Annotated in this window: 14 protein-coding genes; 9 read left to right on the top strand and 5 right to left on the bottom strand. The window is 73.1% G+C overall.

The window, feature by feature from the left end; genetic code table 11:
* Nucleotides 1-20: 20 nt before the first annotated feature.
* The gene (locus tag OG780_RS40555; RefSeq protein WP_328456852.1) at nucleotides 21-1,685 is read left to right on the top strand and encodes a polysaccharide deacetylase family protein; all 1,665 of its coding nucleotides are present in this window, start codon (nucleotides 21-23) and stop codon (nucleotides 1,683-1,685) included.
* A gap of 49 nt (nucleotides 1,686-1,734) precedes the next feature.
* Here the strand turns inward: OG780_RS40555 and OG780_RS40550 are convergent, their stop codons facing one another.
* Both OG780_RS40550 and OG780_RS40545 read right to left on the bottom strand, forming a co-directional pair.
* Nucleotides 1,735-2,673 (bottom strand): transporter substrate-binding domain-containing protein, encoded by a 939-nt coding sequence (locus tag OG780_RS40550; RefSeq protein ID WP_328456850.1) that lies wholly within the window; start codon nucleotides 2,671-2,673, stop codon nucleotides 1,735-1,737.
* Between the two features lie 293 nt (nucleotides 2,674-2,966).
* Nucleotides 2,967-3,764, bottom strand: coding sequence for an inositol monophosphatase family protein (locus OG780_RS40545; protein ID WP_328456848.1), 798 nt, complete (start codon nucleotides 3,762-3,764; stop codon nucleotides 2,967-2,969).
* A gap of 182 nt (nucleotides 3,765-3,946) precedes the next feature.
* On the opposite strand from OG780_RS40545, the gene OG780_RS40540 reads away from it, so the two are divergent.
* From OG780_RS40540 to OG780_RS40520, 5 genes are all read left to right on the top strand, one after another.
* The gene (locus tag OG780_RS40540; protein ID WP_328456846.1) at nucleotides 3,947-4,813 is read left to right on the top strand and encodes a DUF4132 domain-containing protein; all 867 of its coding nucleotides are present in this window, start codon (nucleotides 3,947-3,949) and stop codon (nucleotides 4,811-4,813) included.
* Nucleotides 4,810-9,714, top strand: coding sequence for a DNA-binding protein (locus tag OG780_RS40535; protein WP_328456844.1), 4,905 nt, complete (start codon nucleotides 4,810-4,812; stop codon nucleotides 9,712-9,714). The genes OG780_RS40540 and OG780_RS40535 overlap by 4 nt, the downstream gene beginning before the upstream one ends.
* A gap of 111 nt (nucleotides 9,715-9,825) precedes the next feature.
* Complete coding sequence (locus OG780_RS40530; protein WP_328456842.1) at nucleotides 9,826-10,986, top strand: ATP-binding protein; 1,161 nt, start codon at nucleotides 9,826-9,828, stop codon at nucleotides 10,984-10,986.
* Complete coding sequence (locus OG780_RS40525) at nucleotides 10,983-14,624, top strand: vWA domain-containing protein (protein ID WP_328456840.1); 3,642 nt, start codon at nucleotides 10,983-10,985, stop codon at nucleotides 14,622-14,624. The genes OG780_RS40530 and OG780_RS40525 overlap by 4 nt, the downstream gene beginning before the upstream one ends.
* Entirely contained in the window at nucleotides 14,621-16,630 is a 2,010-nt protein-coding gene (locus OG780_RS40520; protein WP_328456838.1) for a hypothetical protein, read from the top strand. The genes OG780_RS40525 and OG780_RS40520 overlap by 4 nt, the downstream gene beginning before the upstream one ends.
* On the opposite strand, the gene OG780_RS40515 is transcribed toward OG780_RS40520, so the two are convergent.
* The 3 genes from OG780_RS40515 to OG780_RS40505 are packed head-to-tail and all read right to left on the bottom strand — an operon-like array spanning nucleotide 16,631 to nucleotide 19,958.
* On the bottom strand, nucleotides 16,631-17,080 hold the full coding sequence (locus tag OG780_RS40515) for a response regulator (protein WP_103552443.1): 450 nt from the start codon (nucleotides 17,078-17,080) through the stop codon (nucleotides 16,631-16,633). It abuts the gene before it with no gap.
* Nucleotides 17,077-18,687: a sensor histidine kinase gene (locus tag OG780_RS40510; RefSeq protein ID WP_328458719.1), complete on the bottom strand. Its 1,611-nt coding sequence runs from the start codon at nucleotides 18,685-18,687 to the stop codon at nucleotides 17,077-17,079. The genes OG780_RS40515 and OG780_RS40510 overlap by 4 nt, the downstream gene beginning before the upstream one ends.
* A gap of 53 nt (nucleotides 18,688-18,740) precedes the next feature.
* Nucleotides 18,741-19,958, bottom strand: a complete 1,218-nt coding sequence (locus OG780_RS40505) for a PP2C family protein-serine/threonine phosphatase (protein WP_443062271.1) — start codon at nucleotides 19,956-19,958, stop codon at nucleotides 18,741-18,743.
* 271 nt (nucleotides 19,959-20,229) lie between these two features.
* On the opposite strand from OG780_RS40505, the gene OG780_RS40500 reads away from it, so the two are divergent.
* The 3 genes from OG780_RS40500 to OG780_RS40490 all read left to right on the top strand — a co-directional run bounded on the left by OG780_RS40500 (nucleotide 20,230) and on the right by OG780_RS40490 (nucleotide 22,925).
* Nucleotides 20,230-20,862 carry a TOPRIM nucleotidyl transferase/hydrolase domain-containing protein gene (locus OG780_RS40500; RefSeq protein ID WP_328456830.1) on the top strand — a complete coding sequence of 211 codons (633 nt, stop codon included), beginning with the start codon at nucleotides 20,230-20,232 and terminating at the stop codon, nucleotides 20,860-20,862.
* A gap of 140 nt (nucleotides 20,863-21,002) precedes the next feature.
* Nucleotides 21,003-21,965, top strand: a complete 963-nt coding sequence (locus OG780_RS40495) for an NAD(P)H-dependent flavin oxidoreductase (RefSeq protein WP_328456828.1) — start codon at nucleotides 21,003-21,005, stop codon at nucleotides 21,963-21,965.
* Nucleotides 21,966-22,319: 354 nt separating this feature from the next.
* Entirely contained in the window at nucleotides 22,320-22,925 is a 606-nt protein-coding gene (locus OG780_RS40490) for a hypothetical protein (protein ID WP_328456826.1), read from the top strand.
* Nucleotides 22,926-22,965 lie beyond the last annotated feature (40 nt).

Here is a 22,965-nt window from a genome sequence, read left to right as displayed (position 1 = left end):
TCGCGAGGGAGCGTGCTCTGATGACTCTGCAGCGCACACGGCGCGAGCCTGTCGGCATCGTCGTGCACGACCACGGGCACGGTCCGGAACCGTGTTTCCGCGGTGACTACGCGGAGAAGGCGGCCCACGACCGCAGCCGTGGCCGCGGCCACGGCTGGGGCCGTGGGTGGACGCAGTGGCCCGTCCGTGTCCTGCTCGGGGCACTCACCCTCTCCGTGGTGGTGGCGTCGGGCGCCGCGGGCATCGAGCGTTACCTCAGCCGGAAGTACATGTCCCCGCAGGCACCGCCGACCCGGGCATCCGTCACCTCCGCGGACAGGGCCGGCTGGATGAGTCAGGGCCGGGAACTGCCGGACTACGCTCCGCCGGTGGTGCTGACCTTCCACGACGTCAACAAGAACAGCAAGAGCCCCTACGTGCTCACCCCGAAGGCGTTCGACGCCCAGCTGACCGCGCTGGAGAAGGCCGGCTACCGCACCCTGAGCGCGAAGCAGTTCACCGACTACATGAACGGCGGTCCGGTGCCGCGGCGTTCGGTGCTGCTGACCTTCGACGACGGCACCGACGGACTGTGGAAGTACGCCGACCGCATCCTGGCCAAGCACCGGATGCACGGCACGATCTTCCTGATCACCGGCTCGATGGACAAGCACCGCCCCTACTACCTGACCTGGCGCGAGATCGAGCGGATGCACCGGTCGGGCCGCTGGGACTTCCAGAGCCACACCCGCGCCATGCACAGCGTCAAGCCCGTGGACGCCACGGGCAACACGGGCGCGCCGCTGGTGAACCGCCTGTGGCTGAAGGACGAGGGGCGGCGGGAGAACTCGGCCGAGTACCGGGCCCGGGTGCTTCACGACCTCGTCGGCTCCGTCGACGACATCGTCCGCCACGGCATGCCGACCCCGTCGATGTTCGCCGTCCCCTTCTCCGACGGACCGGGTCAGCAGGACGCCGACTCGACGGATTCACAGGCCAGGCATCTGCTCAAGGAGCTCTTCCCGCTCGTGATGACGGACCATTCCAGCGTTCCGCTCACCCCCAGTCGGCGGTCCGCGTCGACGGGCCTCGTCCAGCGTGTCGAGGTCTACGCCCAGACCACTCCCGACCGGATGCTGGAGGACGTCGGGCGGAACGTCCAGGTGCCGGCCCGTGCGCACCGGCCGCTGTTCGAGCCGGAGAACTGGAGTGGGCGCCAGACCCGTACGAGCTTCGACGTCTTCCTGGGCAAGGCGCCCTCGACGGCGCGGACACCCCGGTACGCCAAGGCCGACTACCGGCCGAACAGCAGCGTCGACTGGACGGACTACAGCGCCACCGCGCTCCTCGGATCGCTGGGCAACGGCACCAACCAGGCCGCGCTGGGGGTCCGGACCAACAGCAAGGAACCCATGACCGTGGTGATCACCCGGAACCGGGCGACCCTGCTGGCCAACGGCTACAAGGTGGCTTCGCAGCCGCTGGACCCGAAGTCCGAACACACCGTGACCGTCAGGGTCGGACGGGACACCACCACGGCCTACATCGACGGCCAGGTGAAACTGAGTCATGTGTCGAACCGGCCGTCCGCTCAGCTCTCCGGCGGCATCACCATCCGGTCCGGCATCAACAAGGCCGGAAACCAGTGGCCGGTGTTCAGGTCGCTCGACATCGCGCCGCTCGAGAACGCGTCGCACCGTGGATGACCTGACCTCCGTCCGGCGGTGCGGCGATGTCGCTTGAGGGACCGCGCCCTCAAGTGCCGCTGTTGATCGTGGCGTCGGTCACCGCGCCCTCGCTGACGTTCCACTTGCTCAGGACCTTCCCGTAGGAACCGTCCCGGATGGCGGCGTCCAGGGCCGCCTGGAGCGCGTCCCGGAGCCCGGTGTTCGAACTCAGCACCGCGATGCCGTACGGGCCGGCGTCGCCCTGCTCGCCGACGACCTCGAAGTCCTTGCCGTCGCCTGCGGTCTTCGCCGCGTAGGCGACCACCGGGTAGTCGGCGACGTCGGCCACCACACCGCCGGCCTTGAGGCGGGCCTGCGCCTCGTCATGGGTGTCGTAGGCCTCGATGTCGATCGGCTCGTCGCACTTCTGGGACTGGAGCAGGTCGTACGCGGTGCTGCCGCTCTGCACGGCCGCCTTCTTGCCACAGAGGTCGGCTGGCGACCCGACGCCCTCCGGATTTCCCTTCTTCACCATGATCGACGATCCGGAGGTGAAGTAGTCGACGAAGTCGATGCCCTCGCCGATCTTCTCCCCGGTGGAGGGGTCCAAGCCCTCCTGACGGTCCTTGGTGTCGCTCATCGCGGACATCACGGCGTCATAGTGCTTGGCCCGCAGACCGGTGAGCAGGGTGTCGAACGCGCCGTTGGCGAACTCGAACCTCACTCCCAGTTCCCTGCCCATCACGGTGGCGAGGTCGGGGTCGACACCGACCGGGTTGCCGTTCCGGACGAACTCCATCGGCGGGTAGAGCATGTCCGAGCCGACCTTGACGACACCGGCCTGCCGCACCGACGCCGGCAGTTCGTCGCACAACGGCGCCTTGACCGTGCCGGACGCCGAGGGCGTGACCTTCTTGGGGGTCTGGTCACCGCAACCGGTCAGGGCCAGAGCGGCGGCGCCCGTGATCGCACCGAGCGCGGTGAGGTGTTTCATCACCGTGAAGCCGCGGACGGCAGGCGCGGCCATGGGCGGGTTCCGCCCGAGGGCGCCCGGAGCGGTCGATCCGTCCTGAGCGCGGATGCCCCGTGGTCGCAACCCCGGGAATCCTCCGCATCCTGCCATCCGGACAGCTCCTCTCAGGTGCCCTGTCACGTCACAAGTCGACAAGTGACACCTGTAGGTGATCTTTATCCGCTATTAGGGTATTTAGCCGCTTCGTGTGTCAACGCGCCGGACTCCTCGCAGGGTGTTGTTCACACCTGCGGCCGAGGCCTCGAGGGACGGGCCTGCCGCGGTGCTCCCGCTCCGACCGCGTCGGATCAGCGGCGGCTTCCCGTCATCGACATCAGCAGGTCGTGGGTCTCGCCGTCGGCGGCCACCACAAGTCCGCGGCCCGACGGTCCGGTCGGGGCACCGTCGATCCCGGTGACGACGCAACCGGCGGCCCTGCACAGGGCGATGCCTGCGGCGAAGTGCACGCTCCCGGACAGGTCGCCGCCGTCCGTCACGTACGCGGCGCGCTTGCCGGCGGCGACCCAGGCCAGGGCCAGCGTCGTGGACACGACCCGGGGCCGGAAGTGTTCCACGAAGGCGGAGCGAGCCAGCAGGTCCACAGCCCGGAAGCCGGGCGCACCCGGGAACGGCGGGTCCAGATTGACATCCACGAGCCGGGTGGCGGACGTGGGCACCAGCCGGGCATCACCGTCCTCCCGCCGTACCCACGCGCTCTCCCCGTCGGTGAAGAAGACCTCGCCGCCGAACGGGTCGGCCACCGCGGCGGCACCGCCGCGCAGCGCCACGTTCACGGCCACCAGCATGTTGCCCACGGCGTAGTTCAACGTGCCGCACAACGGATCCACCAGCCACTCGCGCGCGGCCCCCGCCGGACCCTGCGGCCCGCTCTCCTCGCCGAGCACGGCGTCATCGGGCCGGGCGTCGCGAAGGACCCCCAGGATCGTCCTCTCCGCCTCCACATCGGCGGCTGTCGCGAAGTCTCCGGCGCCCTTGTCGATACGCGCGAGGCGCCGGCCGTACATGGCCCGCACCACGTCCGCGCCGGCACAGGCCGCTGCGGTCGCGACGGCGGCATCGTCCAGTCCCGCATACGAGTTGCTCACGTCCCGCACGATATCGGCGGTGGCTCAGGATCCGGTGCGGCGGCCGGGATCTGTGGGACCGCAGGGCCGATTGTCAGTGGCCGACGCTAGCGTTCGCTGCATAGTCGCACTCGGCCCGGGACGCATTGACCTGGGTGAACTGTGCTCTCATCTGGTGTTCTTGACGCGAAAGGCTGTGGCTCGTGGGGTGGCTGTCGGCGGGGGACGGGTATGAAGTCGCCCTGGTGGAAGGGCGGGTGGCAGCGCGTGCCACCTCGGGCCGGGCGGCGGGACGGCAGCTGAAATCGCTCCCGCGCGCGCTCAAGGACCACCCGGAGGTGGACCGGCTGCGACGGTTCGCCGAGTGGCTCGAACGGCACGCCACGGCGTGTGTGGCACAGGCGGATGCGTGGATGGTGTCGTCGCTGCCCGTACCCACGGGGCTGCTGGCCCGGGTGTGGCCCGACGAGGCCTGGCAGTCCGCGCTGCGCGATCTGGTGGTCGTCGGCGACGACCCCGACGACGTGGGTTTCCTGCGGGGCGCCACCGAAACGGGCGAACTGCGGCTGGTGAACCTGGACGGCGAGACCGTCCGGATCGCCCCGCGCACGGTCACGCTTCCGCACCCGGTACTGCTCCCGGACCTCGACGACCTGCGCGACTTCGCGGCCGAACTGGGCATGGTCCAGCGCGTCGAGCAGATCCACCGGGCCATATGGCGGCAGCCCGGGGATCTCCGCGCCAAGGCCACCGAGGTGAGGGACTTCGCCGGGGGGTCGTTCCGCTCCCGCTTCGCGCTCGCCGCACGGGCCAGTTCGCTCGGCTACCGCGTGTCCGGGGGGTACGCGACCGCCCGGGTGCGGGACGGCGGACGCAGCCTCGAATCCTCGGTGTGGATCGGGGAGCCGTACTGGGACAGCGAGGTCGAGACCGGGGCCCTCACCTGGCGGGACCAGGACGGCCGCGCCCTGCCACTGGGCGAGGTGGGACCGGTCGCCTGGTCCGAGGGGATGCGGATGGCCGCGGCGCTGTACGCAGGCCGTGTCATCGAGGAGGGCAAGAACGCATGAGCGGGGGGACGCAGGTGTCGTACGGGGAACTGCTGGCTGCGGGCGCGGTGCTGCCGCCCGACACGGAGAACGCGGGCGAGCAGGGGGTGCCGCTGACGGCGCGGGCGTACCGTCACCCGGGTCTGGACGACCGGGTGGTGGTGCGGCTGGTCGCGGGCGAGCTGGGGGAGGCGGAGGACCTGGCCGCCGGATTCCTCGGCCTGGAGCGGGACACCGAGCCCGTCGTCGTCGGGTTCGGACCGCGCCAGTCGCTGGGCTTTCCCGAATGGGTGCTGGTGCACCACCCGCGGGACGGACACCACGCGCTGCGCGTGGTGCCGGACCTTGAGCGGGCCGCGCGGCAGGTCAAGTCCCGTCCGAAAGCAGCTCTGGACGCCTTCGTGGAACTCGGGGAGCGGCTGGCGGCCTCGGTGCCGCACTTCCTGCCGACGTTCTACGAGCAGGCCGGGCGGGTGTTCCTGGCGGAGGAGAACGCCACCTACGCGGCCCAGTTGTTCACCCGTGCCCGCAAGGCCGAGGCGGAGCACGGTCTGACGGTGCAGGAGGAGCGGCTGGACGCCGTGTTCCTGGAGTTCGCGCTCGCCGGGGCGCTCCCGGTGAAGGTGCTGTCGGCCTACGCCAGGGAGCTGGCGGCGCGCGTGCCGGCCGAGGACGCGCTGCGGCGCTTCACCCGGCTGTGTCTGCGCCGCACGGCAGGAGGGCTGCCGCCGTCGGTGCAGATGGCGAACGACCTGCGCAAGCTGGCCCGGGGGGCCGGCCGGGACGCGAACCTCACCGAGCAGGAGTACGTGTCCGAGCTCCTCACTCTGCCGGCCACCCTGCGGGCGGCGGCCGGCTGGTGGAAGGGGCACCGCGCGGCACTGGTCTCCCTGGCCGCGCGCGAGCTGCGGGTGCGGGGCGCGCTCCTCGATCTGATGCCCGCCGCTCTCGACAGCGACATGCCGGCGATGTGGCTGGAGCTGCTCGAGTCCTCCGGCGCCACCGCGGGGCTGTGGGACGCCTCCCTGCCCGGGGAGCAGCGCCCGCAGGACGGTGCCGCGGGCTGGCTGGAGCGGTTCCTCACCTACCGGCAGCGGGCCCGTTCGTGGCGTGACCCCAGTCGCATGGCCGATCTGTATCCGCTGGTGGAACGGATGGCGGACCGGTTGCGGACCGAACTCGCCGCGTCCGGCGCCGCGTTGAGGGTCATCGAAGACGTCGACCTGATCGATCTGCTGTTGTCGCTGGACGTTCCGGTGGCCGCCCCGCGGAAGGGCGACGCGCTGCTGCTGACGCAGTGGACCCTGGGCGAGGGGCGCCGCGACCTGGTGTCACTGGCCGCCGACAGCCGCTTCCACCCGGCCTTCCGCCGGGGCGCGGACCGGTTCGCCAACGACGACCAGTCGCTGCGGGCGATCGCGCTCCTGGCGGCGTCGCCGGGCGGCAGTCCCCTGCTCACGGACTGGGTGCGCACGGTCGTACGCCGGTTCACCGCGGTGGGCCTGCCCCAGCTGCCCGAGGCACTGGCCCGGCTGAAGTGGCTGCCCGCCGAGGCGCTGGCGCTGGCCGAGGACGAGGTCCGCGCCGCCGCCGGCACCGACCTCGCACCGGTGCTGGCGCGCACCCTGCGGGCCGGGCTCTTCGACGAACTCGGCTGGCCCGCCTGGGAGGACGCGGTCGCCTCCCTCGTTCCCAAGGCCGACGTCGAGGATGTGGTCGTCGCCGACGCCTGGCCGCACCTCATCGTGGCCGGGGCCGCCCAGGCGCGGGTGATCGGCGCCGAGGGCACGCTCCTCACCCACGACCTGCGGATCCCGACGAACGGCACCTGGGGCGATCCGGGCTTCCACCACGTGGACGGACAGCTTCTCGTCTACTGGAACGACCGCAACGACGGCCTGCGCGGCTACTGGCACACCCGCCCCGACCGCCCGCAGCCCCTGGAGGGCGCCCGGAACACCCGGGGCACCAGGATGGACTGGTACCAGGGCAACGGACCGATCACCCTGCCTCTGCCCGGCGGCGGCCGCACGACCGGCGGCGGCGTCCTGCACGCCGGGGACACCACCCTGCCCGAGGAACGCCAGCTTCTCTGCGACGGCGTCTCGTACTGGGTGTGGAGCGCGGACGGCGGCGCGCACGACTGGCACGAGTACGACCCGGCGACGGGTGAGCGCGGCCGTGCGAGCAGGCCCGCCTTCCTCGCCGACGCCCTGCGGGACGCCCCCGAGGGCAGCACGTTCGGTGGTGGCCGGCTGAGCCCGTCGCCGACCGCCGGCGCCACTCCTGCCTCCGCGCCCGTGGACGGTCTGGTCGGTCTGCGCGTGGTGAAGCTGCCCGACGGCTCCGTGCGCGCCCAGGATCTGGCCGGACACACCGTCACCCTGCCCGCGGACGTCGGCCGGCCCTCGACGCTGGTGGTCTTCCCCGGCGCCGAGGAGGCGCGGGCCGTCGTCCGCGACAGCTGGCGCCTGTCCATCGTGGACGCCGACGGCGTCGTCACCTCGGTGGCCAAGACCGACCGCACGCCCGGAACCTTCGGCGAGGGCTCGCTGCTGCTGCCGCCGGTGCAGTACTGGGAGTGTCTGACAGCCCGCGACCCCGAGGGCTCCGCGTCGCTGCGGCACATCGACCGCGACACGGCAGCGGCCCTGCTGTCCGCCGCGGGGCAGGAGGACAAGGAGGTCCTGCCCGAGGCGATCCGTTCCCTCCTCCCGGTCACCCACGGCGCGCTGATCGCGGGGATCGCCGGTGTCGTACGGCACGCGGGCGGTCAGCAGGCCGTCCTGGACGCGGTGGCCGCCCGGCTCACCCGCGCACTCGACGGCGGCCCGCAGGAGGAGGGTCCGGCCGGACCGCCGGACAGCGTGCTCCTCGACGCGACGAGCGGTCTGAGCGGAAGCACCCGCTCCTGGTGGAACCGGGACAACGAGTCCGACACCGTCTTCCGTGCCCTGCGCGAGATGAAGCGGGCGGCCCGGCTCCCCGGCACCGCCGTGACGGAGGAGGGACCGGCGGCGCTGCTCCACCTCGACGGACGACGGGTGCCCGTCGGCCTGCCGAGCCTGGAGACGCTGCTCGACCGGGTGCCCGCGCTGGCCTTCCGGGCAGCCGCCCGCACCACCCCCGAGGACCATCGAGCGGCCCTGCACGCGCTGCTCGCCGAGTTCGACGCCCTGGGTCTGGGGCCGGCCGCCGAACCCTCGCACTGGCGCAAGGTGGAGCTGCACCTGGGAGCGGGCGTGCTGCGCACCCCGTCGGGCGAATGGCGTGAGGGTGCGTGGAACGGGGTGCTGCCCCTGGGCGGCGGTTCGTTCATCGCCGTGGTGGGACGCCTCTCGCAGGATGAGGACGGCTGCGTCTTCGCCGGCTTCTTCCACGATCCGGCCGGGCGCTTCGAGACCCCGGAGCCCTACACGCTGCGGGCATCGACACCGCTGGGCGAGGACGGGCACGCGGCCCGGCTCGGCGCGTTCCTCACGGAGCTGTCCGCGCGCGGACCCGCGCCCTGGTTCCCTGAGGCCGCGGAGGAGTTCGCGCGGCTGACGGGCGTCACCGAGACCACGGCCAAGCTGATCGTGGCCGGTCTGCCCCAGGTCGACGTCTACGAACGGTCGTTCCTGACCGCCCAGGCATGCGCGGCCATCGGCGTGAAGGCCGCCGCGGCAGCCGTCGCCAAGGAGGAACTGCACCAGGTGGATCCGGCGATCCGTGCCGCGGTCGTGGCCGCGCTGCTGCCCGCCGAACCCGCCCGCCTGTGGACCGAGGGACCGGACTGGGCCGCCGCGGCCGAGGTCTGGAACAGCAGGATGGGCCGACGGGCCGCCGTACCCGAGGAACTGCTCGGCGACGCGGTGCGCGCCTTCAAGCACGGGCAGTGGAATGTCCGCCAGGCACTGCCCGCACTGCTCGACCCGGCCGGTGAGCCCCGGCTCACCCGTGACCTCGAGTGGGCCGTCGACGGAGACCGGGTCCAGTGCGTCGACAGGAGCGCGGCCGGATTCGGCGGACCGGTGCTGCTCGGCTTCGTCGGACTCGCGGCCTGGCTCGCCCACCGGCTGCCGGCCGGCGATCCGATCCGCGCCGCGCTGCCCACGGCGCTCGCCGCCGTACGCGACCGGCTGTCCCACCCCGGACTGATGCTCGACCTCGGTCAGTACATCAGCATCACCGCCTTCCGGAAGACGGCGGGCGCGCCGACCGAGGTCGGCAAGGGCTTCGAGCGGTACGGCGCCGTCGTCCTCGCCACGCACGACGACCAGCCCTCCCCCGCCCTGCGGGTCTCCCTGCTCGACGAGGCGGGCCAGGACCCGTACCTGCCCGCGCTGCGCGTCGACGGCCAGCGCCCCTACCAGGTGGAGGTGGCCCTGCGCCTGGCCCGCTCCGCCCGCTTCGAGGCCCTGCTCGGCGATCCGGGCGACCCGCAGGCGGGCGAGCGGGGCAAGGACGGCACCTGGTGGCCGCAGGACCCCAGCCGCTCGGTGCCGGATCTGGTGACGGAGGCCGCCAAGGAGTACGGCCTCGGGGAGGACGCCGCGGCGCTCTATCTGATGCTGCTCGCCATGCCCGACCCGACGGACCGGATGACGGCCCGGTGGACGGGGTGGAAGCCGGCCCGTCTCAAGGCGGCCCGTGCCGAACTGGCCGCCACCGACCTGGTGGTGGAGGCCAGCCGCGCCAGGGCCGGGCGTTCGCTGTTCCTGCCCGGCGGCTGGGTGGTGCCGAAGGCTCCGCGCGTTCCGCTGGAGCAGTGGAAGCGGCCCCTGTACGACGACCTGCTGTGGCAGGAGGAAGCTCTGCTCGCCGTGATCGTGCCGACCGAACCGGTCGCGGAGCTGTACCGAAGGGTCTGGCAGCAGGTCCAGGAGGGCGGCGGGCCCCGGTTCGCGGAGTTCGAGGTGCGACCGGGCCGCCGCCGCTGAGCCACCGCCGGGGCCCTGGCGACCGCCCGGGCCCCGGCACCTTCCGCCCCTCACCACACACGTATTCACCAAACCGCTCACCAACACGTACCTACCGAGCAAGGAACACGCATGACCCCGACCGACACGGCGACGGCCCTTCCGGCACGGCAGACGCTGCCCGCCGAGGAGCGCCACGCCACCGAACTCGCCTTCCTCGCCGCCCACGACACGGGCCCCCGCCCGCCGGGCTGGCGGCTGACACCGCGCGCCGTCATCACCTTCGTGTGCGGCAGCGGCGGCGAGCCCCTCGAACTCCCCGGGCGCCACGACACGCTGCCCGGCCGACTGGTGATCGCCCCCAAGTTCGTCGGCGAACGCGCCCTGGTGGAGCGGTGTGTCGTCACCCTCGCCGGAGAACGCGGTCTCCTGCTGGTCGGGGAGCCGGGCACGGCCAAGTCCATGCTCTCCGAGCTGCTGTCCGCCGCCGTCTGCGGCACCAGCGCGCTGACCGTCCAGGGCACCGCGGGCACCACCGAGGACGCCTTGCGTTACGGGTGGAACTACGCCCTGCTGCTCGCCCAGGGGCCGACGCCGACGGCGCTGGTCGACTCCCCGGTGCTGGCCGCCATGCGCGCCGGGCGGGTGGCCCGCGTCGAGGAGATCACGCGCTGTCTTCCCGAGGTCCAGGACGCGCTGGTGTCGATCCTGTCCGACCGGCGGATGAGCGTGCCCGAACTGGCCGGCACCGAGGACGCCCAGGTCGCGGCCACCCCCGGGTTCACCGTCATCGCCACCGCCAACCTCCGCGACCGCGGTGTCTCGGAGATGTCCGCCGCGCTCAAGCGCCGCTTCAACTTCGAGACCGTGCACCCGATCGCCGACGTCGAGGCCGAGACCGCGCTCGTACGTCGGCAGGCGGTCGCGGCCGTCGAGCGGGCGGGTGCCGCCTTCGGCGTCGACGACGCGGTCCTTGACGTGCTGGTCACCGTCTTCCGCGACCTCCGGGCCGGGCGGTCCGCGGAGGGCTGGGACGTGGAGCGGCCCGGCACGGTCATGTCGACGGCCGAGGCGGTGCAGGTGGCGGTCTCCCTCGGAGTGGCCGCCGCCTACCTTCCCGGGTCCGACACCCTCGACCTGGTCCCCGGTCACCTGCTGGGCGTCGTCCGCAAGGACGACCCCGCCGACCACGCGCGTCTGCTCGGCTACTGGGACGGTCCGGTGCGCCGCCGCGCCGAGGACGGTTCCGCGGTGTGGCGTCGGCTCTGGGACCTGCGGGAGAACCTCCGGTGACGTACACCCAGGATCCACGGGCGGCCCTCACCGCCCTCGCCGGCTCCGTGGCGCCGTACCTGCTCGGCGTACGGCACCACAGCCCGGCGCTCGCGGCCGCGGTGCCCGCCCTGCTCGACGCGTACGGGGCGGAGGTCGTGTGCGTGGAACTGCCCGCCGACTTCCAGGCGTGGCTGCCTCATCTGGCCGCGCCCGGCACCGTCGCGCCGGTGGCGCTCGCCGGGGCGGGTGAGAACGGTCGTCTCGGCTTCTATCCGTTCGCCGACTTCTCCCCCGAGCTGGCCGCGGTCCGCTGGGCGCGGGACCGCGGGGCGGACGTCGTGTGCTGCGACCTGCCGATGTCCGATCCCCTGTGGACCGCGGAGGGTCCCCTCCCGTCGGGTGACACGCGGACCGCGGTCGCCGAGGAGGCGCCGGTGGGTGTGTCCGTCTCCTTCGGGAACGCTCTCGCCGCGTCCGGGACCGGCCGTGACGGTGACGATCTGTGGGACCGCTGCGTGGAGGTCCTCGCCCCGGGATCCACCCCCGAGGCGATCCGCCGCGCCGCGCTCGGTGTCGGCTGGGCACTGCGCAGCGACGCCGAGGCCTCGGGCGGCACACCGGCGCTGGACCTCGCCCGTGAGGCCCACATGCGCGAGACGATCGCCCGTGCCGCCGATGACGGGCGCCGGGTCGCGGCCGTCGTCGGCGCGTTCCACGCCCCGGCGCTGACGGCGATCGCCGCCGCGCCCGGCACGGATCCGGGTGTCGCCGACGAGGGGGCGGCGCCGCTCGAACGCAGTTCCGGCACGAAGGATCCCGAGGTCGTCACCTCCCTCGTCCCCTACGCCTTCGATCTGCTGGACTCCCGCTCCGGCTACCCGGCCGGCATCCGGGACCCGCGCTGGCAGCAGGCGGTGTTCCGGGCCGACGGCGACCCCGAGCGGGTGCGGGACGCGGCCGCCCGAGCGGTCACCGACGTGTGCCGGGAACTGCGAGCGGCCGGGCACCCCGCCGGAACGGGCGAGGCCGCCGAGACCCTGCGGATGGCGGGCGACCTCGCGCGCGTGCGCGGCCTCGCGGCGCCCGGGCGGGGCGAGGTCGTCGAGGCGCTGACGAGCGTGATGGGCCAGGGCGAACCGCTCGGGCGCGGCCGGGCCCTCGCGCGGGCGCTCGAAGTGGTCCTGGTCGGCACCGACCGGGGCCGGATCGCACCGGGCACACCCCGTTCCGGGCTCGGCCCCTACGTGGAGGCGGAGGTCGCCGCGCTGCGGCTGCCCGGCCCCGACGACCACGCGGCGCGCGAGGTACGGCTCGATCCGCTCCGCTCCGCCCTCGACGGCCGCCGCGAAGTCCTGCTCCAGCGCCTCGCCGTGTGCGGCGCGGGCTACGGCGAGACCGTGGCGGTGGCCGGTACGGGCGACGCTGCCGCGCTGACGACCCGCTGGCGGGTGTCATGGACACCGGCCGTCCCCGTACGGCTGGACCTGGCCGGGATGCGGGGCGTGACCCCGGCCCTGGCCGCCGAGGGCACCCTGCGGGAGACCTTCCGCCGGGAGTCCGCGGACGGCGGGCCCACCTGCGCCCATGTTCTCGCGGCACTCGGCGCCGCCGCCCGCTGCGATCTGCCCTCGCTGGTGTCGGAGCGGCTCGCCGACGCCGCCGCACTGTTCCCCGCGACGGCCACCCTGCCCGAACTCCTGGCCGCACTCGATCTGTTGGAGGCTCTGTGCCGCGGCCATCTGCCCGGCACCGGCCCGGACACCCGGCAGGCCGCCGCCGAACTGGCCACCGATCTGCTGGAGTCGGCGGTCCGCACCCTGCCCGGACTGGCGGGCAGCGACCGGCCGGAGGACACGGCCGCGCTCGTCGAACTGGCCTCGCGGGCCGGTGAACACCGCCTCGGACTGCGGATGGACGACGCCCTCGGCACCCTCGCCCGCACCGGCTCACCACTCGTCCAGGGCGCCGCGCTGGCCGCCCGGGTGCTGCTCGACCTCGACGACGCCACCGTCCTCGGCGCACGTACAGCGGGCTGGATCGACACGGCCACCGGCCCTGAGGCTCGGCATGCTCTTGGCCGCCGTCTCGGCGGACTGCTCGGTGGCGCGGCCGCGCTCCTCCAGTCGGCACCGACGGCACTCGACCCGCTTCTCGACCGCGTCGACACCCTCACCGACCAGGACTTCCTCGACCGGCTGCCCGCCCTGCGCGCGGGCTTCGACACGCTCACCCCCGCAGGCCGCGACCGACTCCTGCACACGGTCACCGAACGGCTCGGTGACCGACTCGACCTGTCGCTCACCGCCTCGCCGCGACTCCTCGCGCTGTGGACGGCCGCGGACGCCGCGGGGCGCGCGGCCCTGCGCGCGCTGGACCTGCCCGCGGGGACGGACGCCGCTCAAGCGGGGGACCCAGGGATCCGCGCGGTCCCCGGCCGTCCCAAGACGGCCGAGCACCCCGCGTCCGCACCCCCCGCACCCACGCACTCCACGGCCACAGCCGCCACCACAGCACCGTCCGCCCCGCTCCGGATCACTCCCACCGACCGCTGGCGGCTGCTGCTCGGCCGGGAGACCGACAAGCTCCCGCAGCACGCCCGCCGCTACGCGCACGCGCTCGACGAGCTGTACGGCACCGGCCGCGGTGAAGGCTCCGCCGACCTCGGCCGGGAGGGCACGTCCCCGGGCCAGGGCGGTGGCCGCGAGGCGTCCTTCCCCACGGCCCGCGACTGGGCCGAGGAACTGGAGGCGCTGTTCGGAGCACAGGTCCGGGAGGAGGTGCTGGCCCGCGCCGCCGACCAGGGCCGCAGCGACGTACTGGCCGAACTCGACCCCGCCGCGGTCCGCCCGTCGGTCGATCTGCTGACCTCGGTGCTGTCCCTCGCGGGCGGGATGCCAGAGAAGCAGCTGGCCGGCCTGCGCCCCCTCGTACGGCGTCTGGTCGATGAACTGGCCAAGGAACTCGCGACCCGGATGCGCCCGGCCCTCACCGGGCTCGCGACACCTCGCCCCACCAGGCGGCCCGGCGGCCGGCTCGACCTGCAGCGCACCCTGCGGGCGAACCTCGCCCACGCACGCCGCACGGCCGACGGACGAACCGTGGTGGTGCCGGAGCGGCCGGTGTTCAGCACCCGCTCGCGCAAGGAGGCCGACTGGCGCCTGATCCTCGTGGTCGACGTGTCCGGGTCGATGGAGGCCTCCGTCATCTGGTCGGCCCTGACGGCGGCCGTCCTGGGCGGCGTCCCCACCCTGTCCACACACTTCCTCGCGTTCTCGACGGAGGTGATCGACCTGACGGACCGGGTCGACGACCCGCTCTCACTGCTCCTGGAGGTACGGGTCGGCGGCGGCACCCACATCGCGGCCGGGCTCAGTCACGCGCGTTCCCTGGTCACGGTGCCCAGCCGGACGCTCGTGGTCGTGGTGAGCGACTTCGAGGAGGGCTACCCGCTGGGCGGCCTCCTCGGTGAGGTACGGGCCCTGGCGAGCTCCGGGGTGCATCTGATGGGATGCGCCGCCCTGGACGACACCGGCAACCCGCGCTACTCGGTGCCCGTCGCGCAGCAACTCGTCGCGGCCGGCATGCCCGTCGCCGCGCTCAGTCCCCTCGCCCTCGCCCGCTGGGTGGGCGACCGTCTCCGCGGAGATGCCCGATGAACGCCGAACTGCCCCTGGTGACGCCCGATGTGGTCGCCTCCGCCGTGGAGGGCCTGACGAGCAGGCTGCGCAAGAAGCTGGACGCCGCGATCGCGTCGTACGCGGCCCTGCCGGTCCTCGCCGACGGCACGGTCCTGCGCGTGCGGTGCGGTGAGGACGCGGAGGTCGCTCTCGCCCCGGGCCCGTCCGGCGCCGTCACGGACGCGGGCCAGGTGGTGTGCAGCTGTCTGCTCGCCCCCCGGTGCCTGCACAGGGCCGCCGTCCTCGGCTCCTGCCCGCTGGCCGATGCGGACGCCGAAGCGGAGACCGCGGACCACAGCGCGCCGCTGGAGAGCTCCGAGACGGCTGCCGACACGCCCCTCGCCGCCGCGACCACCAGGGTTCCCGTCGCCCCGCCCGACGCCGTTCCCGGGGCGGCGCCCAGCGCAGTTCCCGGGGTGGCGCACACCGCCGCTGCCACCGCGTCGCACGCCGCGGAGGCCGTCGACGCGGAGGCCGTCACCGAGCCCGGGGAGGCGGTCTCCCTCACCGACGCCCAGCTGGCCGCCGCGTCCGACCTGTGGACGGCGGCCGCCGCGCTGCTCGCCGCCGGGGTGCCCGCCGCGGGCGCGGTCCCCCAGGCCGGGTTGCTGCGGGCCGCGCACACGGCCCGGCTCGCCGGGCTGCACCGCGCCGAGGCAGCCGCGCTAAGGGTCGTACGAGGGCTGCGTGGCGCGCGTGCCCGCGATGACGGCCACCGGCTGGCCGACCTCGTCGCGCAGGTACGGGAACTGCTCCTCACCACGGCCCTGTTGGGCGCGGGAACGCCGGGACCGGCGCTGATCGGCACCGCCCGCCGCGCCTACCGGCCGGGCGGCAGCCTGCGGGTCCACGGGGTCTGCAGCGAGCCAGTGATCGCCGCCACCGGCTACAGCGGCGTCGTCACCCATGTCGTCTCCGACGACGGACGCTGGTTCTCGGTCGCCGACGTCAAGCCCGGTGGACCGGCTCGTGCCCAGGGCGCGGCCACCGCGACCGTGGCGCTCGGCTCGGGAAACCTCGATCACGCCCAGCTCGCCCGTGGGGGGATGCTGATCTCCGGCGCGACGGTGTCCGAGGACGGCCGCCTCGGCTCCGGCAAGGGAGTACGGGCGACTCCGCTCACCGGTGGGTCGTGGGCCTCGGGTCCGCTCGCCGCGCTGTTCGCCCGTCCGCTCGCCGAAGCTGTCGCCGAGCGGTTGACCGTGGCGCCTGACGCCGACCCGGAGCGCACCGAGCAGGCCGCGCGCGAGCTGGTCGGCTGCGACCTCGTCCTCGTCGGGGCGGCCGGGGATCACTTGATCGCCCGGGAGCTGCCCCCCGGACGGCCGGACACCGAGGGCGTCCTGATGCGGCTGGTCCCGGCCCACGGCCACCCCGGCCTCGCCCACACGGCCAACTTCCGTCGGCTCGCTTCCCGGCCGGGACTGCGGCTGCGGGTCATCGGCCGTCTGGACCCGGAACGTGCCGCCACGCTCCGCCCGCTGGCCGTCGCCCCGCTGCCGGTGACCGAGGCGACACTGCGGCTGCCCGCGGAGTGGCGGGGCCACGCCGACCTGGGCTACAACCGGCTGGAGGGCGCGCACTTCCCGCCGGCGGATGTCGTAGGGGCCACCGCCATGCCCGCTGTGGACGGACCGGGCGACGAAGCGCCGGACCCGCTGGCGCAGGCGCCGTTGTGGCGGCTGCGGCGGCTGGTCGAGGTCGCCGTGTCGGGCGGCCGCAGAGCCGTCGCGGAACCCGCGCGCGACGGCGATCTGCGCGGGGACGGGGCGGCCTTGCGACGCGGTGGTTTCCCTACGGCGGCGGACCTGGCGGCCGGTCTCACGGCGGAGGCCGACCGGCGCACCCGTGACGTCTTCGGCCGCACCGGTGGGTCCGACCCGGACCGCTACGCACGGGCCTGGCTCGCCGCGGCCGTCTATCTGGCGGGCGTCGAACGGGCTTTGGTGCAGGCCACCTGGCAGCCGGGGGCCGCCGGTTCCTGATCAGCCGTTCTGCCGTGGCAGGCGCACCACCTGGACGAAGAAGTCGTCGATCTGGCGGACGGCCGCGATGAACTGGTCCAGATCGACCGGCTTGGTGACATAGGCGTTGGCGTGCAGTTTGTAGCTGCGCAGGATGTCCTCCTCGGCCGCCGAGGTGGTGAGGACGACGACCGGGATGTGGGACAGGGCCGGGTCCGACTTGATCTTCTCCAGGACCTGGCGGCCGTCGTACTTGGGCAGGTTGAGGTCGAGGAGGATCAGGTCGGGCCGCGGTGCGTCGGCGTGGGCGGCGCGCCGGTAGAGGAAGTCGAGTGCCTCCTCGCCGTCGCGGACGACGTGCAGGGTGTTGCCTATCTTGTTGTCCTCGAACGCCTCCCGGGTCATCAGCTCGTCGCCCGGGTCGTCCTCGACGAGGAGGACGTCGATGGGGGTGCCGGCGGGAGTCGTCATATCAGGGCCTTGTCCTCGGTGCTGTCGTGAACGGTGTCCGCCGTGTCGGTGGACGGGATGGTGAAGCAGAAACGCGTGCCGTCGGTGTGGGCCGTGTCGATCCAGATGCGGCCGCCGTGGTATTCGACGATCTTCTTGCACAGCGCGAGGCCGATGCCTGTTCCACCGTAGGCATCGCGGGCGTGCAGCCGCTGGAAGATGACGAAGACCTTGTCCTCGAACTCGCCGGGGATGCCGATGCCGTTGTCGGTGACACAGAAGCGCCAGGAGCCGGGGTCCTCCGGGTCTCGCTCACAGGTGATGCGGATGTGTGGCGGGCGGTCGGGGTGGCGGAACTTGACGGCGTTGCCGACCAGGTTCTGCCAGAGCATCGTGGCCAGGGTCGGATCCCCCACGACCTGGGGCAGTTCGTCCGGCCGGTCGATGCGGGCTCCGCTTTCGGTGACCGAACTCTCCAGATTGGCCAGTGCCTTGCTGAGCGCCTGGTCCAGGTCGACGGGAAGGCGGGCGTCGTTGACGCGGCCCACGCGGGAGAAGGTGAGCAGGTCGTTGATGAGGACCTGCATGCGTTTGGCGCCGTCCACGGCGAAGTCGATGTACTGCCGTGCGCGGTCGTCCAGTTGGTCGCCGTAGCGTTTCTCCAGCAGCTGACAGAACGAGGCCACCTTGCGCAGGGGCTCCTGGAGATCGTGGGAGGCCACGTAGGCGAACTGTTCGAGTTCGGCGTTGGAGCGGCGCAACTCCACCGCCTGCGCGTCCAGGTCGGCGGTCTGCCGGGTGAGGATCTCCCGCTGCTCGCGGGTGGAGCCCAGCTCGGCGACGATCCGCTGGCGCATGTTCTCGACGTCGCCTGCCACGGCGGTGAGGTCGACGGGCCCGCCACCGGTGATGGCATGGTCGAAGTCGCCCTGCGCCACCCGGCGTGTGGCGATCCGCAGGTCGTCCAGCGGGCGTGTCACCAGGACGCGGATCAGGATCGTCAGCACCACACCGGTCAGCAGGAACACGACGACCATGGCGATGAGCACCGCGTCGCGGACCTTCCGCGAGGACTCCAGCCGGTCTCGGCCCTCCTCGACCGCCGTCGCCAGTCCGGCGATCTGCTGGGCCGAGGCGCCGCGGATACGGTCGAAGGACTTCTTGCCGCGTTCGGCGGTCGCGGAGTCGATCGTGCGGGGCTCGCCCGGTGTGACGCCGTCCACGAGGGGTTCGGCGTAGGCGCGCCGCCAGTCGGCCGCCCGCTTCTCGACCGTCTCCAGTTCGCGGAGCAGTTCGGGTCGGTCACCGATGAGGGCGCGCATCCGGGCGGCGGCGCGGGCCTCGTCCTTCCGGCCCTGCACATACGGCTCCAGGAACCGGCGGTCGGCCGCGATGGCGTACCCGCGGATTCCCGTCTCCTGGTTCACCAGGGCCGACTGCAGCCGGTAGGCCTCCGTCTGCGCGGGCTCGACGTCCAGGAGCAGATGGTCGGTGACCGAGGTCGTGCTCCGGAGGAGCCCCGCGCCGATCCCCGCGCCCACGACCACCAGCAGCGCCATGAGCGCCAGCACCAGCCTGATCCAGCCCTGCACCGTCAGCCGTCGTCCGGCCCACCGCCCGCCGGTCATGTTCCGTGTCCCGTCCTCGAAGTCACTGTTCTCCCGTACGTTCTTCACACCCGTCAGCCCCAGCGCAGATAGAGCACGGCGACGTCGTCGGCCAGGCCGCCCTGTGTCTCGGCCAGTGCCTCGGCCCGGTCGATGAGTCCGTCGACGAACGCGGCCGGGGGCAGACCGTCCAGTTCACGGGCCATCGCCAGCAGTCCCTCCTCGCCCAGCCGCTCCGTGCCGCGGCCGACACGTCCCTCGAAGAGGCCGTCGGTGAACAGCACCATCGCCGCGCCCTCGGGGAGCTCCAGTTCCTCGACGGGCCAGCGTGCTCCGCCCGGAATGATGCCGAGCGCCGGGCCGCCCGGGACCTCCACCCACTCGACGCCGCCGGTCCCGCACAGCAGCACGCCGTGATGGCCCGCCCGCACCATCCGGACGCGTCGCCGGCCGGGGCCGACGCTGAGGACGACCAGGGTGGCGAAGACCCCGTTCCTGGCCCGCTCGGCCATGAGGATCTCCTCGAGCCGGCCCACCTGGTCGGCACCGGTGACGCCGCTGAGCACGAGGGTGCGCCAGGCTATGCGCAGCGCTACCCCGAGGGCGGCCTCGTCCGGACCGTGTCCGGAGACGTCACCGATCAGGGCGTGCACGGTGCCGTCGGCGCTCTGCACGATGTCGTAGAAGTCCCCGCCCAGCAGCGCGTGCGCGCGGCCGGGCCGGTATCGGGTCACGACCTCCACACCGTCGCCGCGCAGCAGGGGGCGCGGTAGCAGCCCCCGTTCCAGGCGGGCGTTCTCCTGGGCCTGCATCTGGCCGGCCTGCAACGCCACGGCGTCACGCTCGGCCTGTTTGCGCTGGATCGCGTAGCGGACCGCGCGTCCGAACAGCTCCGGTTCGACCCGGCCCTTGACCAGGTAGTCCTGTGCGCCGGCGGCCACGGCCGCCAGACCGGTTCCCTCCTCGGCGAGTCCGGTCAGGACCACGACGGCGACGTGTTCGGCACGCTCGCGCACCCTCGACACCGCTTCCAGGCCCTGCGCGTCCGGGAGGTGCAGGTCGAGCAGCACACAGTCGGGGACCTCGGACGCGAGCACGTCACAGGCCTCGGCCATCGAACGCACCCAGCGCAGACGCATACCGAGTGCGCTGTCGGCGACCATCTCCTCCACGAGCAGCGCGTCGCCCGGGTCGTCCTCGACGAGCAGCACCGACGGCTCTTCCGTCCCCCAGGCCGCGGCGCGGTCCAGCTCGGGCGAAGCCACGCCGGCAGCCCCGGGCTGCGACGTCATCATTGAATGAACCCCCACACCCGCCACCACTCCGCCGCTTCATGACGGACAACTCCGCGAGCATACTCACGCTCGCATCGGCTTACGTGGACAGGACTTCTGTTCGTGACTCCGCGCCCGGGCCGGTGTCGGCGACGATAAACGATCTCGCTCCGGGAGGGTGGCCGGAGCCCGCGCAGGGGTCGGTCCGCCTCCGGCACATCCGCCCCGCCGATGGGCGCGGCAGCGGAATCTCGTTGCCGTGCCGGACGGGAGGGCTCAGACTCGGCCCATGACCGACATGGGGGCGTTCCGGGAGTCAGTCACCGCCTGGGCGGCCGGTGGCCCCGGTGACCTCACGCGCGAGCTGGCCGCGCGGCTGGCCGTGAGGACGGTCGTTCTGCTCGAAGGACCGAGCGATCTCGCGGCGGTCGACGCGCTCGCCGCGAGCCGCGACCGGGACCTGGAGGCCGAAGGGGTCTGTGTCCTGGCGATGAACGGTGCCATGAGCGTGGGGCGCTTCGCCCGCCTCCTCGGACCCTCGGGCCTGGGCCTGCGTCTCACGGGACTGTGCGACGAGGCGGAACGGGGCTACTACGCCCGCGCCTTGGAACAGGACGGTCCGGAAGGGAACACGGCGCGGCCACAGGAGTTCTTCGTCTGCGCGGCGGATCTGGAGGACGAGCTCATCCGCGCGCTGGGCGTGTCCCGGGTGGAGGAGCTCGTCCGGGCGGAGGGTGATCTGCGCGCCCTGAGGACCTTCGTTCGTCAGCCGGCACAGCACGGCCGTTCCTCCCAGCGGCAGTTGAGGCGCTTCCTCGGGACGAAGAAGGGCCGCAAGATCCACTACGGCCGTGTCCTCGTCGAGGCCCTCTCCCCCGACCACGTACCCGCTCCGCTCGACGGCTTGCTCGCCGCGGTGTGAGCGCTCCGGACGGCTCACCGGCCCCATTCTTCTCAGTGGCTCGGTCACATCGATGTCCGGAGCCACATCGATGTCGGTCCGGGGTCACAGATTCGCCCACGCTGTAGGCATGATCCGGCGAACGGGCGATGATTGCCGTCATGCCCTTATCGACCGCGTTCACGACGTTGTTCGGTGTCGAGCACCCCATCGCCCTGGCTCCCATGGGCGGATCGGCCGGCGGCGAGCTGGCGGCGGCCGTCTCGCGCGGGGGCGGACTCGGCCTGCTCGGCGCGGGCGGGGGAGATCCGGACTGGCTGGCCCGTGAGCTGCCGATCGTGGCGGGGGCCGGGAAGCCGTGGGGAGTGGGGTTCCAGACCTGGGCGGCCGGCGCAGCCGTGATCGAGCAGACGCTGGAGTACGGCCCGGCGGCCGTGATGTTCTCCTTCGGCGATCCGAGCCCGTACACCGAACGGGTCCGTGAGGCCGGCGCGGCCGTGATCATCCAGGTCACCGATCTCGACGAGGCCGGACAGGCCGTGGAACTCGGGGCCGACGTCATCGTGGCGCAGGGCACCGAGAGCGGCGGGCACGGCGGTCGGCACGGGCGGTCGACGCTCCCCTTCGTACCCGTCGTCGTGGACATGGCCGAGGGTGTGCCGGTGCTGGCGGCCGGCGGGATCGCGGACGGCCGGGGTCTCGCGGCCGTCCTGGCCCTGGGCGCCGCCGGGGCGGTCATCGGCACCCGCTTCCAGGCCACGGCCGAGTCCCTCATCGATCCCGCGACGGCCAAGGCGCTCGTGGAGGGACGCGGACAGGACACGGAGCGAAACCGCATCCTCGACATCGCGCGGAGTTCCCGATGGCCGTCGAAGTACACGGCCCGCACCCTGGGTCACCCGTACCTCGACCGGTGGCGGGGCCGGGAGACAGAACTCGCGGCGGACCCCGCGGCGGCACGCCTTGCCTATCAGGCCGATGTGGCGAGCGGGAATGTGCCCGCACAGCCGGTCTGGGCGGGCGAGGGCATCGACCTCGTGACCGACCTGCCACCCGCGGCCGAGCTTGTCGCCGCCCTGGCCTCCGAGGCCGGACAGGCCCTGGCCCGAGCGGGACGCGGCTGACCGGAGCACCGCTCCATGACCTGACGGTCCGCCATCACTGCAGGGAAGGCCTCGCCCTCCTCACGCACCACACCGAGCACGACTTCGCGAAAGACGGGAAGTCGCCCTGACGGAATGTCACCATTGCCCGGGAAACCGTTCGGGCCCGCCCCTCCGACCCCCGTCGACCTCCGTCACAGCGCCACCGCTCGTCCCTCTCGGATTCAACTCACCGGCCGTGGAAACCCGTTCCTCGCAACCCACCTCCACTCCCTCGTACGCACACGACCGGCCGATCCTCGACGGTACGCCCCGCAGCGCCTCGTGAGACTCGACCGGTCCGGTCTACGGCATCGCCGGAACAGGAGCACGCCCATGCGCCTTTACGCCCAGACCCCAGCACGCCGGAGCCGGCAGGTGGTCGCCGACCTGATCGCCGTGACACTGATCGCGGCCGCGGTGAAGTTCGCCCTGGTGGTGCACCACGCGATCATGCTGCTGGCCGAGCCGGGGCGAAAGGCCCAGAGCGCGGGCGACAGCCTCGCGGGCGGTCTCGACGACGCCGGCGACGCGGCGTCGAAGGTGCCGCTCGTCGGGAGCTCACTGAAGAAGCCGCTCAGGTCGGCCGCCGACGCCGCCACCGGTCTCTCCGACGCCGGGCAGTCGCTGGAGGACCTGGTGGGCCGCGTGGCCCTGCTGGCCGCGATCGCTCTGATCGTCCTCTCGGTGGCCTTCGTCCTGGTGCTGTGGCTTCCGCCGCGCCTGCGCTGGATCCGGCGCAGCGCCACCACCCGCCGTCTCCTGGACGCTCCCGGAGGCGCCGACCTGCTCGCGCTGCGCGCCCTGACCGGACCGCAGCGCGACCTCACGGCGATCCCCAGCCCGCCGGGCGGCCTCGCCGACGCCTGGCGACGCGGAGACCAGCAGGTCATCGCCGACCTGTCGGGCCTGACACTCAGGCAGGCGGGCCTGCGGCCGTGAGCAGGTGGGCCTACGGCCGTGAGCAGGCGGCGGGCACCCG

Source organism: Streptomyces sp. NBC_00386 (genome assembly GCF_036063235.1).
GTDB lineage: Bacteria > Actinomycetota > Actinomycetes > Streptomycetales > Streptomycetaceae > Streptomyces.
This window is presented reverse-complemented; position numbering and strand designations above follow the sequence as displayed.

Excerpts from the sequence above, each read along its gene's own strand:
- OG780_RS40505 (WP_443062271.1), bottom strand. The coding sequence starts at position 19,958 with ATGACGTCGCAGCCCGGGGCTGCCGGCGTGGCTTCGCCCGAGCTGGAC.
- OG780_RS40530 (WP_328456842.1), top strand. The coding sequence starts at position 9,826 with ATGACCCCGACCGACACGGCGACGGCCCTTCCGGCACGGCAGACGCTG.
- OG780_RS40495 (WP_328456828.1), top strand. The coding sequence starts at position 21,003 with ATGCCCTTATCGACCGCGTTCACGACGTTGTTCGGTGTCGAGCACCCC.
- OG780_RS40520 (WP_328456838.1), top strand. The coding sequence starts at position 14,621 with ATGAACGCCGAACTGCCCCTGGTGACGCCCGATGTGGTCGCCTCCGCC.
- OG780_RS40515 (WP_103552443.1), bottom strand. The coding sequence starts at position 17,080 with ATGACGACTCCCGCCGGCACCCCCATCGACGTCCTCCTCGTCGAGGAC.
- OG780_RS40555 (WP_328456852.1), top strand. The coding sequence starts at position 21 with ATGACTCTGCAGCGCACACGGCGCGAGCCTGTCGGCATCGTCGTGCAC.
- OG780_RS40490 (WP_328456826.1), top strand. The coding sequence starts at position 22,320 with ATGCGCCTTTACGCCCAGACCCCAGCACGCCGGAGCCGGCAGGTGGTC.
- OG780_RS40535 (WP_328456844.1), top strand. The coding sequence starts at position 4,810 with ATGAGCGGGGGGACGCAGGTGTCGTACGGGGAACTGCTGGCTGCGGGC.
- OG780_RS40510 (WP_328458719.1), bottom strand. The coding sequence starts at position 18,687 with ATGACCGGCGGGCGGTGGGCCGGACGACGGCTGACGGTGCAGGGCTGG.
- OG780_RS40500 (WP_328456830.1), top strand. The coding sequence starts at position 20,230 with ATGACCGACATGGGGGCGTTCCGGGAGTCAGTCACCGCCTGGGCGGCC.
- OG780_RS40550 (WP_328456850.1), bottom strand. The coding sequence starts at position 2,673 with ATGGCCGCGCCTGCCGTCCGCGGCTTCACGGTGATGAAACACCTCACC.